We start from the raw sequence: 12,596 nt of genomic DNA on the forward strand, positions 1-12,596 counted from the left end.
CACTTCTTCATATTTAACGGAGCGCCAGAGCCGCTCCACGAACACATTGTCCCGCCATGCGCCGCGGCCGTCCATGCTGATGGCGATGGCGTTATCGGTGAGCAGGCTGGTGAACACCGTGCTGGTGAACTGGCTGCCCTGATCGGTGTTGAAGATCTCCGGCTTGCCGTGGCGGGTCAGGGCCTCTTCGAACGCCTCGACGCAGAACCCGGCTTCCATCGTGATCGACAACCGCCAGGACAGAACCCGCCGGCTGAACCAGTCGATGATGGCAGCAAGGTAGACGAAGCCGCGTGCCATGGGAATGTAGGTGATTTACCGCTTCGCGTTGCCCCATGGCCCAGACCTGGGTGGGATGCGTGACCGGCAGATTGCGCAGCAGATACGGATAGATCCTGTGCCCTGGCGCCGGTTTCGAGGTGTTGGGCTTGCGGTAAACGGCCTGGATCCTCCTCTCCGATCTTGGCATGCAGCACCGTCAGATCCACTGCCGACCCCGGACTGTCGCCGCGACTGTCCGATCCAAATACCCCGGCTGCCCCGTCGAGAAGCTGCGCCTTCCGTTGGGTGATCTGGTTGAGATCAATATCGAACTGCTGAGCCAGCTCGGCCAGCGTCTTCTCGCCCTTGACGGCGGCCAAAGCCACCTTCGCCCAATCGAAACCGATGAACGCCGCAGACATCTCACAATCTTCATGATGAGAGGAACCTATCCGGCACGTGGCACTGACGCGCCAGACGCGGGAGGCCGTCCATCTCATCAAAATCGAGCAGCGGCCGAAGGCCGATACAACCAAGTCGATGATCCTGGCGGATACTCGGGAGAATCGCTGGCGAACGTTTCTCACATCGCCGTGATGTAAAATGTTGATTTAGGTTAACGCATCAACTCCTTAAAGCAGCGATAATGAACGCTCAGCATTTAGGTGAGGTACGATGCTTCTTCGTAGCCTGCTCCAGACCGCCATCCGCCAAGGCACCGTCCGGCTGATCGATGCCTCTGATCGGACTTTCCTGATCGGCGACGGTCAGGCTCCCGTCTGCACGTTGCGGCTCAAGAGACGCCATCTGGACTGGTCGATCGCCTTGAATCCGTCGATCCGGCTGGCAGAGGCATATATGAACGGCCTGATCGTCATTGAGGACGGCACCCTTTACGACTTCCTTGATTTGATGGCTCGTAACAGTGCCAAGGTCGGCCTGGATGAGCATTGGCTGAAGCTTGGCACCGGGGCGCTCCTGCGTCTGGCACGCAGGATCAAGCGGCACAATCCGATACATCGGGCACGTAGGAACGTGGCTCATCACTACGACCTGTCGGAAGAGTTGTACCGCCTCTTCCTGGACGAGGACATGCAGTATTCCTGCGCCTATTTCCGCGACCCCGGTATCAGCCTGGAGCAGGCGCAGCTTGAGAAAAAGCGCCTGCTGACAGCCAAGCTGTATATTGACCGGCCAGGGCTCAAGGTGCTGGACATCGGCTCCGGCTGGGGCGGCCTTGGGCTCCATCTCGCCAGTCACGCGGGATGCGACGTGACCGGCGTGACGCTCAGCGTGGAGCAGCATCGCGTCAGCCGGGACAGGGCGCGGGCCGCCGGGCTGGACCGACAAGTCCGCTTCGATTTTCGCGACTACCGCGAAATCCAGGGATCGTTCGACCGGATTGTCTCGGTCGGCATGTTCGAGCATGTCCGCAAGGGGAATTATCCGGAGTTCTTCGACAAGATACGCGACCTGCTGGCGGAAGACGGCGTCTGCGTGCTTCATACGATCGGCCGGTCCAACGAACCGGGTCCGATCAACCCGTTTATCCTCAAATACATTTTCCCTGGCAGCGACGTGTCTTGCCTGTCGGAGGTGTTGCCTGTCGTGGAGCGGGCCGGGCTGCTGGTAACCGATATCGAGGTGCTGCGGCTGCACTATGCCGAAACCTTGCGCCACTGGCGCGAGCGGTTCCAGGCCAACCGGGATCGTATCCGCGAGTTGTACGACGAACGGTTTTGCAGGATGTGGGAGATCTATCTCGCCGGCACTGAGTTGAGCTTCATCCACCAGGATACGGTGGTGTTCCAGATCCAGTTCGTCAAGCATCGGGACGCCGTGCCGCTTACCCGCGACTACATGGCGCTGTCACCGCTGGGGACGGGCTCGACGGGCAGAGCCTCCTATCCCCGTCTGGTCCAGCAGGCTCCATGAAAGCCCATGTGTCGGCGCTGACCCGTCATTCGCGCCGAAACCTGCTTTGGCTTGCTACATTGTCGATGGCCGCCATGACCCCGGATCGATCATCCTGGCCTTCCAAGTCCTCTTTTCGAGGCGAGATAGTCGACGGCATCGTCGATCGTGAAGAGTTTCGGATAGTCCGTCTCCGGGATTGCTGCCCCCAGCCTCTTGTGCAGGGCGGTGATGAAGTTCAGGAAATCCATGGAATCGATGTCAAGCGCTTCGCGCAGGTCGGCGCCTGGGTCGATCCCGGCCGGGTCCGTCTCCGGTGCGATGTTGCTCAATTCCTCCAGGACCACGCGGCGGATTTCATCGGGCTTCATAATTTTTCGGGCTCCTGTAGATGGCGGTCGATCTCGGCCAGAAACAGACCGCCTTTGTGGCCGTCGCTGACCCGGTGATCGGCAGCGAGCGTTGTCGTGGTCAGAAGGCGGATGACGACCCGGCCCTCCGCCACCCATGGGCGCTCGACCGGTTTGCCGAAGCCGACGATCGCGACCTGAGGCGGGTAGATCACGCCGAAAACGGACTCGACGCCCCGGTCGCCAAGGCTGGTCACCGTGATCGTGGCATCCGACAGCTCGGAGCTGCGCAGCCTGCCGACGCGCGTCCGGGCGACCAGATCGCGCAGATGTGCCATCAATGCGTCCAGGCTCAGCCGGTCCGTATCATGGATCGCCGGAGTGGCGAGCCCGCCGCCACGGATCGCTATGGCCGTTCCGACATGAATGCCGGTGCCGGGCTGAAAACCATCGGCCGTGTGGAAGCCGTTGAACTCGGGCATCCGTCGGAGAGCCAAGGCAACGGCCTTGAGTTGCAGCACCGGCAGCAGCAGGCGATCCGCCGGCTGCCGTTCGGCGTTGATCCTTTCCAGATATGCGTGAGCGCGCGTCAGGTCGATGGTGGTGCTGAGATAGTAGTGGGGGATCTCCCGCTTCGACCGGGCCATCGCGGCCGCGATGGCGCGACGCATCTCGGCCAGGTCCAGACCGCGCGTGGGGTGCGGCGCCGGCGCCGGACTGGCTGCCGACCGCTCGATGTCGGCGCTGACAACGGCGCCGCCCGGCCCGGTGCCGGTCATCCCGACAAGATCTAGGCCGCGCTCGCGGGCGAAACGGCGAGCCGCCGGGGAAGCGCGGGGTCGTCCGGGCGCCTCTGCGGCCGGAGCGGACGGCGGCGGGGCAGGGTGGACCGATGGGGCAGGGGCGGCTGCCGCTTCGGCGGACACGAGTTCCGGAGCCGGCGCCTCGATCGCCTCCTCTCCCGGGCCGCGCACGAGCGCCATCGGCGTTCCGACGGGAACCGTCGTCCCCGGCTCGACCAGCAGGCGGTCGATCACGCCCGCCTCGAAGACTTCGACCTCGATGGCTCCCTTCTGCGTTTCCACGACGGCGACGATATCCCCGCGTTCCACGCGGTCACCGGGATGCTTCAGCCATTCCACCAAGGTACCGGCTTCCATATCGGCCCCCAGCGAGGGCATGCTGAACGTTCCCATAGGCAAATGCCTCCGATCAGCGGCCGAGCGTGGCCCTGGCCGCCGCGACGATGGCCGCAGGCTGGGGCAAGGCCGCCTGTTCCAGGTGGCGCGGATAGGGGATCGGCACCTCGGCGGTGCAGACGCGGCTGACCGGTGCGTCCAGGTCCCAGAACGCGTCCTCCATGATGATGGCGCTGATTTCCGCGGCCAGACTGCCGGTTCGCCAGCCTTCGTCCACGATCACGGCGCGCCGGGTACGGGAGACGGAACGGAGTATGGTCCCGGTATCGAGCGGCCGCAGCGACCGCAGGTCGATGACCTCCGCCGCGATTCCATCGGCCTCCAGCGTCTCCGCGGCGTCCAGCGTCTTGCCCAGGGTGCCGCCATAGGCGATCAGCGTCACGTCCCGCCCGGGACGCCGGATCACGGCTTTGCCGATATCGACCGGCCCGCCGTCCGCACTCAGGATGCCGGTGACATTGTAGAGCATGACATGCTCGAAGATGATCACCGGATCAGGGTCTTCCAGGGCCGTCCACAGCATGTAGCGGGCGTCTTCGACCGTCGCCGGTGCCACGACCTTCAAGCCGGGCACATGGGCATACCAGTTTTCCAGACTATGGGAATGCTGGGCGGCGAGCTGACGGCCGGCGCCGCTGGCGATCCGGATGACTACCGGCACATTGAACTGACCGCCCGACATGTGCCGGATGGTGGCGGCGTTGTTGACGATCTGATCGAGCGCCAGCAGGCTGAAGTTCACCGTCATGATCTCGACGATCGGCCGCATGCCGCCGAGTGCCGCACCGATGCCGGCCCCGACGAAAGCGGATTCGGACAGCGGGGTATCGCGTATCCGGTCGGGTCCGAACTCGTCCAGCAAGCCTCGGCTTACCGCATAGCAGCCGCCATACCGCCCGACATCCTCGCCCATCAGGAAGACGCGCTGATCCTTGAGAAGCGCTTCGCGGATCGCGTCGTGAAGGGCCTCGCGATAGGTGGTCTGGACGACGTTGCCGACGACGCCGGACTTCGGTGCGGCTGCGGTCTGGACCGTCATGGCAGCGCCCTTTCCGTATAGACGTGGCGGGTAAGCTGCTCCAGCGGTTCCCAATGTCCGGCCTCGGCGAAGGCGACGGACTTGTCGACCTCCATCGTCGCGTCGCTCTCGATCGCCAGCAGGTCGACATCGTGCAGCGTGCCTGTCTCCCGCAGCCAGCTGGTCAGGCGGTCGATCGGGTCGTGCTTTCTCCATGTCTCCACCTCCGCCTTTTCGCGGTAAAGCTGCGGGTCGAACATGGAGTGAGCGCGGAACCGGTAAGTCCTGCATTCCAGGAAATAGGGGCCTTGACCACTGCGGATAAAGGCGCCCGCCCGCCGGGCCGCCGCTTCGACGGCAACGACATCCATGCCGTCCACCACCTCGGCCGGGAGGTTGTAGCTCTGCGCCTTGAGATGGATGTCCGTCTGGGATTGCGACCGCTCCAGGCTTGTGCCCATGGCGTAGAGATTGTTCTCGCAGATGAACAGAACCGGCAGGCGCCAGAGTTCGGCAAGGTTCAAGCTCTCGTGGAACTCGCCTTCCGCCACGGCTCCGTCACCGAAGAAGCAGGCGGTGACCTGATGCCGGCCGGCCATCCTGTCGGCAAGCGCCAGCCCCACGGCCAGCGGCAGGCCGCCGGCGACGATGGCGTTGCCGCCATAAAACCGGGTTCCGGCGTCGAACAGATGCATCGAGCCGCCCCGGCCCAGACAGCACCCTTCGGCCTTGCCGTACATCTCGGCCATCACGGCGTCCATCGGTACGCCACGGATGATGGCGTGGCCGTGCTCGCGGTAGGTGGCGACGACGGTATCGGCAGCCTCGAGCGTCTCCAGGACACCCACCGCGACCGCCTCTTCCCCGATATAGACGTGAAGGAAACCGCGGATCTTTTCCTGCTGATAGAGTTCGACGCATCTTTCCTCGAACCGGCGTACGCGGATCATCTGGCGGAGCAGATGAAGCAGATGCTCGCGTGTCAGATGCGGCTTCTGGGCGTGGGTATCGGGAGCGGCTGTGGTCATGACTCATCGCTTTCGAGGGTGGACAGGTCACCCTCCGGCAGACCCAGTTCGCGAGCCTTGAGCAGGCGGCGCATGATCTTGCCGCTGCGCGTCCTGGGCAGGTTGGTGCGGAAATCGATCTCCTTGGGGGCCACCGCCGGACCTAAGCGCCTGCGGGCGTGGCCCAGCAGTTCCTTCCGCAGGGCCTCTCCCGGCTCATGGCCGGGTTTCAATGCCACGAACGCCTTGACGATCTCGCCGGCCATCGGGTCCGGCTTTCCGATGACGCCGGCCTCCGCCACCGCCGGATGCTCCATCAACGCGCTTTCGACCTCGAACGGCCCGATCAGGTGGCCTGACGACTTGATCACGTCGTCGGTCCGGCCGACGAACCAGAAATAGCCGTCGGCATCGCGCATCGCGAGGTCGCCGGTCAGATACCAGCCGCCGGCGAAGCACTTGGCATAGCGCTCGTCCTCGTGCAGATAGCCCCTGAACATGGACGGCCAGCCGGACTTGAGTGCCAATTCGCCGGTCGCCATCGGCCTGTCGAGCGGCTTTACGCCGCCACCGGCAACCCGTTCGACGACCGCGGCCTCGACGCCCGGAAGCGGCCGGCCCATGGAGCCTGGCCGGATATCCATGCTCGCGTAGTTCGCGATCATGATGCCGCCGGTTTCGGTCTGCCACCAGTTGTCGTGGAAGGTGCGCCCGAACGTCTGCTGGCTCCAGATCACCGCTTCCGGGTTGAGGGGTTCGCCGACGCTCGCCATGAAGCGGACTGCTGACAGGTCGTATTTATGGGCAATTTCGGCGCCGACCTTCATCAGCATCCGGATGGCCGTCGGCGCCGTGTACCAGACGGTGACTCCTTGATCCTGAAGGATGCGGTACCAGCGTTCGGCATCGAAATCGGCCTCGTCCACGATCATCGTGACGCCGTTGGTCAGCGGCGCCACGATGCCGTAGGAGGTGCCGGTCACCCAGCCCGGATCGGCCGTACACCAGAAAACGTCTCCCGCATGCAGGTCGAGCGCGTATTTGCCGGTGATGTGATGCGCCACCACGGCCTCATGGACGTGGACGGCGCCCTTGGGACGGCCTGTGGTGCCGCTGGTGAAGTGCAGCAGCGCCATGTCTTCGGCCCCGGTCGGCACGATGTCGAACTCGGGGCTGGCGGCCGCCATGGCGTCGGTAAAATCCGATGTGCCCTCGATCAAGGGCATTTCAGGGTCGTTGACCAGCAGGACATGCCGCAGACCGGGCAGTTCGCTGCGCCAGGAGGCGACCTTCCGCCGGTAGAATGTCTCCGTCGTGACCAGCACCCGCGCATCGCCGATTTCCATGCGGGCCCGCACCGGCTCAGGCCCGAAGGCCGAAAACAATGGCGAGAACACGCCGCCGATCTTCAGGGTGCCGAGCGCCACGATATACAGTTCCGGAATCCGCCCCAGCAGGCTGAAGACGCGGCCGCCCTTTTCGACGCCGAGGCCCCTCAGCACATTGGCGAAACGGTTTGTCAGCTCCGCCAGATCGCGGTAGCGGAAGTCGCGGACCGTGCCGTCCTTGCCAAGCCAGCGCACTGCGAGCCGCTCGCCTCCGCCCTGGATCAGATGCCGGTCCACCGCTTCATGAGCGATGTTGAGGCCGCCGCCAGGCAAACCGTCGAGTTCGCCTCTTGCCGCATCCCAGGTGAAGCCGGCCCGGACCTCCTCGTAGTCCCACAGGTTGGGCGCGACAGACTGCTTGCCGGTCGTCTTGTGGATCGTTTCCAACGGCATGGGCACTTCTCCTCTCGGCGGAGGGCGGCACCTGATCGTCAATACCCACGAACCGTAAAACGGATGCCGCGCCCCGGCCTTAACCTGCATCAACGCGCCGCTCCGCCGTCACCCGCTACACTTGGCCCCTGCTAAACCGGCCAATGCGCGGCCGACAACGACAGGGCCCGACAAGAGGCTCATCAGGAGGAACGGACCATGCCCGCCAAGGACATCAGATTTTCATCGGAGGCGCGGGAGCGGATGCTGCATGGGGTCGACATCCTCGCCGATGCGGTGAAGGTGACGCTCGGGCCGAAGGGCCGCAACGTGCTCATCGAGAAGCCGTTCGGCGCTCCGCGCATCTCCAAGGACGGCGTGACGGTCGCCAAGGAAATCCAGCTGCCCGATCACTTCGAGAACATGGGCGCCCAGATGGTTCGCGAGGTGGCGAGCAAAACCAGCACCGAAGCCGGCGACGGCACCACCACCGCGACCGTGCTGGCTCAGGCCATCGTCCGCGAGGGCGTCAAGGCCGTCGCCGCGGGGATGAACCCGATGGACCTCAAGCGCGGCATCGACATCGCCGTCGAAGCAGCCATCGCCGACATCAAGGCAAGATCCAGGAAAATCTCGACCTCGGGCGAGATCGCCCAGATCGGCACCATTTCCGCCAATGGCGAGCACGCGATCGGCGACATGCTGGCGCGCGCGATGGAACGGGTCGGCAACGAGGGCGTCATCACGGTCGAAGAGGCCAAGGGCATGGCGATCGAACTCGACGTCGTCGAGGGCATGCAGTTCGACCGCGGCTATCTTTCCCCATACTTCATCACCGACGCCGACAGGATGGTCGCCGAGTTGGAGGACGCGTATATCCTGTTGCACGAGAAGAAGCTCGCCAGCCTTCAGTCCCTCCTGCCGGTGCTCGAAGCCGTGGTGCAATCGGCGCGTCCGTTGCTGATCGTCGCCGAGGATGTCGAGGGCGAGGCATTGGCAACCCTCGTCGTCAACCGGCTGCGCGGCGGGCTGAAGGTCTGCGCCGTCAAGGCGCCAGGCTTCGGAGACCGCCGCAAGGCGATGCTGGAGGACATGGCGATCCTGACGGGCGGTCAGTTGATCTCCGAGGAACTCGGTCTCAAGCTGGAGGCCGTCACCATCGACGCTCTCGGCCAAGCCAAGCGGGTGCGCGTCGAAAAGGAAGCGACGATCATCATCGACGGCGCCGGCTCGCGCGAGGCGATCGAGGCCCGCTGCGGCCAGATCCGGCGCATGGCCGAGGAAACCACGTCCGACTACGACCGCGAAATGCTTCAGGAGCGTCTGGCGAAGCTTGCGGGGGGCGTCGCCGTGATCCGCGTCGGCGGGGCCACGGAAGCAGAAGTCAAAGAGCGCAAGGACCGCGTGGAGGATGCGATGCATGCCACACGCGCCGCAGTCGAGGAAGGCATCGTCGCCGGCGGGGGCGTCGCCCTGCTCTATGCGACGCGGACGCTCAAGGGACTGAACTCCGCCAACGGGGAGCAGCGCGTCGGCATCGATATCGTCCGCCGCGCCCTGGAAACTCCAGCCCGGCAGATCATGGACAATGCCGGCGTCGAAAGCTCCATGATCATCGGCAGGCTGATGGGTCAGGACGACACCGACTACGGCTACGACGCCCAGACGAACGAATACGGAAACCTCGTCAAGGCCGGGATCATCGATCCGACCAAGGTGGTGCGCATAGCGCTTCAGGATGCGGCTTCCGTTGCCGGGCTGCTGATCACGACCGAGGCCATGGTCGCCGAAGTGCCGGAGAACAAAGCCCCGGCGTCCGCCGCCGGCATGGGGGACATCGATTACTAAGACGCCGTAATCTTCATTGGAGGTCGTGATGAACCTGACCGACGAGGAACTGCAACGGGAGCGTGGGGAGCACCAGCTGGTCGCCGATGCCATGGCTTCGGTCCGTCTGTTCCACACGCTGTTCGGCAATGGCGAGCAGACCCGCGAGTGGGTCCGGGAACTCGTAAGGGTCATGTACAGGACAGGCTGCCGGGACAGGCATGGGGAGCGGGAAGCCCTGCTCGCCACCACGGCCGACGCCATCGCCCGGACCTATCTCGGACGCTCTGCTCGTGAACTCGAATGGCCGGAGGCGGGTGGCTGAATCACAGTACAGCCTTAGTCCACCGGACGGGCTTGGGGAAGCGGTCCCCGGCAGGAGGCATGATGAACGGCAAGGGGATGATGACGGGAAGGGCGCTGTTCCTTTTGTGGCTGGCGCTTTTTCTGATGAGCGTCGCTTTCGTCATGCTTTGGTCGAGAGGGGCGCAACAGGTCGCAACCATCCCGTACAGCGAGTTCCAGGAACTTCTGCGTCAGGGGCGCATTCAGCAGGTGGTGGTGGGGGAACACGACCTCCACGGCGATCTGGTCGAGCCGCTGCCCAGCGGTGCCCGCCAATTTCGGACGATCCGTGTCGATGGGGACGTGGCGGCCGACCTGGAAGCCCGTCATGTGCCGTTCAGCGGCGAGGTCGGGTCCGGCGGGATTGCCCAGGTTCTCACTTGGATCAGTTGGATAGTTCTCCTGTCCATCATGTGGATGATCGGTACCGGCGGTCTAGCCGGCCGGGCCGGCGGCGGCCTGTTGTCCATCGGCCGCAGCAAAGCCCGGATCTTCGCCGAAACTGAAATCAAGACTGGCTTCAACGATGTCGCCGGTGTCGACGAAGCCAAGATCGAGCTTCAGGAGATCGTGGAATTCCTGAAGAACCCGCAGGAGTTCACAAGGCTGGGAGCACATGTTCCGAAAGGCGTGCTTCTCGTAGGCCCCCCTGGAACCGGCAAGACCCTGCTGGCACGGGCGGTCGCGGGCGAGGCGCGCGTGCCCTTCTTCTCGACCAACGGACCGGAATTCGTCGAAATGTTCGTCGGGGTCGGCGCCGCTCGCGTGCGCGACCTCTTTGCCCAGGCCCGCAGCCGGGCTCCCGCCATCATCTTCATCGATGAGCTCGATGCCCTCGGACGCGCCCGCGGTGCTTATCCGATGATGGGCGGCCATGACGAGAAGGAGCAGACGCTGAACCAGCTCCTGGCGGAACTCGACGGCTTCGACCCGAGTGTCGGTCTCGTGCTGCTGGCCGCGACGAACCGGCCTGAAATCCTGGACCCGGCGTTGCTGCGCGCCGGCCGCTTCGACCGCCAGGTCCTGGTCGATCGCCCGGAAAAGGCCGGACGCACGGAGATCCTTGGCCTTCACGCCCGGAAGGTCCTGCTTGACCCCGGCGTCGATCTTGACCGTCTGGCGGCGCTCACGCCGGGCTTTACGGGTGCCGACCTTGCGAACCTGGTCAACGAGGCGGCGATGGTCGCGACCCGGCGTCACGCAAAGTCTATCGCCATGGAAGACTTCGAGGCGGCCATCGAGCGGATTGTCGCCGGGCTGGAAAAGAAGACTCGCATTCTCACGCCGCACGAACGGTCCATCGTCGCCCATCACGAGATGGGCCATGCACTGGTCGCCCTGGCAATACCGGGATGCGATCCCGTCCAGAAGGTGTCGATCATCCCGCGCGGGATCGGTGCCCTCGGCTATACCATCCAGCGCCCGACGGAAGATCGCTTCCTGATGGGACGTCATGAGCTTGAAAACAAGATGGCCGTACTGATGGCGGGCCGTGCCGCCGAACAGCTCATTTTTGGAGAGCTGTCGACCGGTGCCGCCGATGACTTGGCCAAGGTTACCGACATCGCTCGCGGCATGGTCATGCGCTACGGCATGGACGAAACGCTCGGCTCTGTCTCCTACGACACTGAGCCGGGTAGGTTCCTGGGCCAGCCCGAAGGCGCGTTCTGGCAGCATCGCCGCTACAGCGAAGCTTCCGCCGACAGTATCGACAATGCGGTGCGGGGACTTATCGATGCCGCCGCACACCGTGCCTTCGCCATCCTGCGCCAAAATCGCGACAAGCTCGAACAGGGAGCCAAGGCCCTGCTCGAGAAGGAAGCGCTGACCGCCGATGAACTGCCCAAGCCGCAGGCCGAGCCGGTCAAGGCCGAACTGACGCCGGTCGCGGGGGATGAGCGAGGCGGCGGCCGGCGAGCCCTGCCCTGAATGAAGTGGAGGTCATCATGTCTGAGGATGCGGAGAACACGATCCGGCTGCGAGCCTATGCCATCTGGGAGCGCGAGGGGCGTCCGGAGGGGCGGCACATCGAGCATTGGCTTCTGGCCCGGCGTGAAATCGAACAGGAAACCGGACAGACTCCTGCCGCCGCCGGGAGTTCCGGTGGCCAGAGCCCGGCTGAACAGGAACAACATGCCCCAAGGAGCCCTCATCCGGCCATTCCGACCCTGAACCACGCCTACACGGACTGACCGACACGGACCGATATGGCTGCGCGGGCCGTGCCGCAGGAGCGCCGTTGATCCAGGTTAACGCGGCGGCGCCTGAAAGCGCCGACAAGGATAGCCGTACAGCAACTCTCCATGAACAAGACATAACAGGAGAAAGCCATGGCTGACACAGACTTTACGGAAAGATCGAAGCAGGAAACGACGCCTGCCGGCGCGACCGGGACCCAAGCGACGGAGCGCGGCCGGCATCCACTGCTGACCCTGCGCACTGAGATCGACCGGTTGTTCGACGAAGCCTCGTCGATGTCGCCGTTCTCGATGTTCCGCCTCCCCTGGGGCCGGCGGTCGATGCTGGACGTGGAACCGCTTTTCCGCTCCGACGAGGGCATCGCGGCCTTCGCCCCACCCGCGGAGGTGGATGAGCGCGAGGGCGAGTACCAGGTCCGGCTGGAAATGCCCGGCATGGACGAGAAGGCAGTGGACATCAGCCTTCGGGACGACGTGCTCACGATCAAGGCGGAGAAGAAGGACGAAAAGGAAGAAAAGGGCGCCGACCGCTATTTCTCCGAACGACGCTACGGCATGTGCGCGCGGTCGTTCCGCCTGCCCGCCAATGTCAATCGCGAGACCATCTCCGCCAACATGAGGAACGGCGTTCTCACCGTCACGCTCCCCAAGACGGAACCGAGCCAACCTTCCGGGCGTCGGATCGAGATCGCCGCCGGCTGACACTGGCGCGGGTGC

General features: G+C 64.4%; 12 protein-coding genes and 1 pseudogene. 7 read left to right on the plus strand and 6 right to left on the minus strand.

The annotated features are described in order from the left end of the window. Positions 1-448, minus strand: a pseudogene (locus N826_RS33430) (DDE-type integrase/transposase/recombinase); the annotation flags it as partial. 115 nt (positions 449-563) lie between these two features. Between N826_RS33430 and N826_RS44515 the strand changes: the two are divergent. Both N826_RS44515 and N826_RS33435 read left to right on the plus strand, forming a co-directional pair. After that, positions 564-863, plus strand: coding sequence for a hypothetical protein (locus N826_RS44515; RefSeq protein ID WP_169789462.1), 300 nt, complete (start codon positions 564-566; stop codon positions 861-863). Positions 864-936: 73 nt separating this feature from the next. Then, positions 937-2,196: an SAM-dependent methyltransferase gene (locus tag N826_RS33435; protein ID WP_063772358.1), complete on the plus strand. Its 1,260-nt coding sequence runs from the start codon at positions 937-939 to the stop codon at positions 2,194-2,196. Positions 2,197-2,285: 89 nt separating this feature from the next. Here N826_RS33435 and N826_RS33440 read toward each other — a convergent pair whose 3' ends face one another. From N826_RS33440 to acsA, 5 genes are read right to left on the minus strand one after another with little or no spacing between them, the layout of a single operon-like run. Then, positions 2,286-2,546 (minus strand): acyl carrier protein, encoded by a 261-nt coding sequence (locus N826_RS33440; RefSeq protein ID WP_044436247.1) that lies wholly within the window; start codon positions 2,544-2,546, stop codon positions 2,286-2,288. Beyond that, on the minus strand, positions 2,543-3,721 hold the full coding sequence (locus tag N826_RS33445) for a dihydrolipoamide acetyltransferase family protein (RefSeq protein WP_044436249.1): 1,179 nt from the start codon (positions 3,719-3,721) through the stop codon (positions 2,543-2,545). The genes N826_RS33440 and N826_RS33445 overlap by 4 nt, the downstream gene beginning before the upstream one ends. A gap of 16 nt (positions 3,722-3,737) precedes the next feature. Beyond that, complete coding sequence (locus N826_RS33450; RefSeq protein ID WP_044436251.1) at positions 3,738-4,763, minus strand: alpha-ketoacid dehydrogenase subunit beta; 1,026 nt, start codon at positions 4,761-4,763, stop codon at positions 3,738-3,740. Then, positions 4,760-5,770, minus strand: coding sequence for a pyruvate dehydrogenase (acetyl-transferring) E1 component subunit alpha (gene pdhA, locus N826_RS33455; protein WP_044436253.1), 1,011 nt, complete (start codon positions 5,768-5,770; stop codon positions 4,760-4,762). Before pdhA ends, N826_RS33450 begins: the two co-directional genes overlap by 4 nt. After that, positions 5,767-7,530, minus strand: a complete 1,764-nt coding sequence (gene acsA / locus N826_RS33460; protein WP_044436254.1) for an acetate--CoA ligase — start codon at positions 7,528-7,530, stop codon at positions 5,767-5,769. The genes pdhA and acsA overlap by 4 nt, the downstream gene beginning before the upstream one ends. 198 nt (positions 7,531-7,728) lie before the next feature. On the opposite strand from acsA, the gene groL reads away from it, so the two are divergent. The 5 genes from groL (at position 7,729) to N826_RS33485 (ending at position 12,581) form a co-directional block, all read left to right on the plus strand. Beyond that, positions 7,729-9,357 carry a chaperonin GroEL gene (gene groL, locus N826_RS33465; protein ID WP_044436256.1) on the plus strand — a complete coding sequence of 543 codons (1,629 nt, stop codon included), beginning with the start codon at positions 7,729-7,731 and terminating at the stop codon, positions 9,355-9,357. Positions 9,358-9,385: 28 nt separating this feature from the next. Then, positions 9,386-9,661 carry a hypothetical protein gene (locus N826_RS33470; protein WP_044436258.1) on the plus strand — a complete coding sequence of 92 codons (276 nt, stop codon included), beginning with the start codon at positions 9,386-9,388 and terminating at the stop codon, positions 9,659-9,661. A 59-nt stretch (positions 9,662-9,720) separates the two neighbouring features. Continuing rightward, positions 9,721-11,610, plus strand: coding sequence for an ATP-dependent zinc metalloprotease FtsH (gene ftsH / locus N826_RS33475; protein WP_280178499.1), 1,890 nt, complete (start codon positions 9,721-9,723; stop codon positions 11,608-11,610). 17 nt (positions 11,611-11,627) lie between these two features. Continuing rightward, the gene (locus N826_RS33480) at positions 11,628-11,873 is read left to right on the plus strand and encodes a DUF2934 domain-containing protein (protein ID WP_044436292.1); all 246 of its coding nucleotides are present in this window, start codon (positions 11,628-11,630) and stop codon (positions 11,871-11,873) included. Between the two features lie 138 nt (positions 11,874-12,011). Then, positions 12,012-12,581 (plus strand): Hsp20/alpha crystallin family protein, encoded by a 570-nt coding sequence (locus tag N826_RS33485; protein WP_052832523.1) that lies wholly within the window; start codon positions 12,012-12,014, stop codon positions 12,579-12,581. Positions 12,582-12,596 lie beyond the last annotated feature (15 nt).

Source organism: Skermanella aerolata KACC 11604 (genome assembly GCF_000936425.1).
GTDB lineage: Bacteria > Pseudomonadota > Alphaproteobacteria > Azospirillales > Azospirillaceae > Skermanella > Skermanella aerolata.

Excerpts from the sequence above, each read along its gene's own strand:
- N826_RS33435 (WP_063772358.1), top strand. The coding sequence starts at position 937 with ATGCTTCTTCGTAGCCTGCTCCAGACCGCCATCCGCCAAGGCACCGTC.
- N826_RS33440 (WP_044436247.1), bottom strand. The coding sequence starts at position 2,546 with ATGAAGCCCGATGAAATCCGCCGCGTGGTCCTGGAGGAATTGAGCAAC.
- N826_RS33445 (WP_044436249.1), bottom strand. The coding sequence starts at position 3,721 with ATGGGAACGTTCAGCATGCCCTCGCTGGGGGCCGATATGGAAGCCGGT.
- N826_RS33450 (WP_044436251.1), bottom strand. The coding sequence starts at position 4,763 with ATGACGGTCCAGACCGCAGCCGCACCGAAGTCCGGCGTCGTCGGCAAC.
- pdhA (WP_044436253.1), bottom strand. The coding sequence starts at position 5,770 with ATGACCACAGCCGCTCCCGATACCCACGCCCAGAAGCCGCATCTGACA.
- acsA (WP_044436254.1), bottom strand. The coding sequence starts at position 7,530 with ATGCCGTTGGAAACGATCCACAAGACGACCGGCAAGCAGTCTGTCGCG.
- groL (WP_044436256.1), top strand. The coding sequence starts at position 7,729 with ATGCCCGCCAAGGACATCAGATTTTCATCGGAGGCGCGGGAGCGGATG.
- N826_RS33470 (WP_044436258.1), top strand. The coding sequence starts at position 9,386 with ATGAACCTGACCGACGAGGAACTGCAACGGGAGCGTGGGGAGCACCAG.
- ftsH (WP_280178499.1), top strand. The coding sequence starts at position 9,721 with ATGATGAACGGCAAGGGGATGATGACGGGAAGGGCGCTGTTCCTTTTG.
- N826_RS33480 (WP_044436292.1), top strand. The coding sequence starts at position 11,628 with ATGTCTGAGGATGCGGAGAACACGATCCGGCTGCGAGCCTATGCCATC.
- N826_RS33485 (WP_052832523.1), top strand. The coding sequence starts at position 12,012 with ATGGCTGACACAGACTTTACGGAAAGATCGAAGCAGGAAACGACGCCT.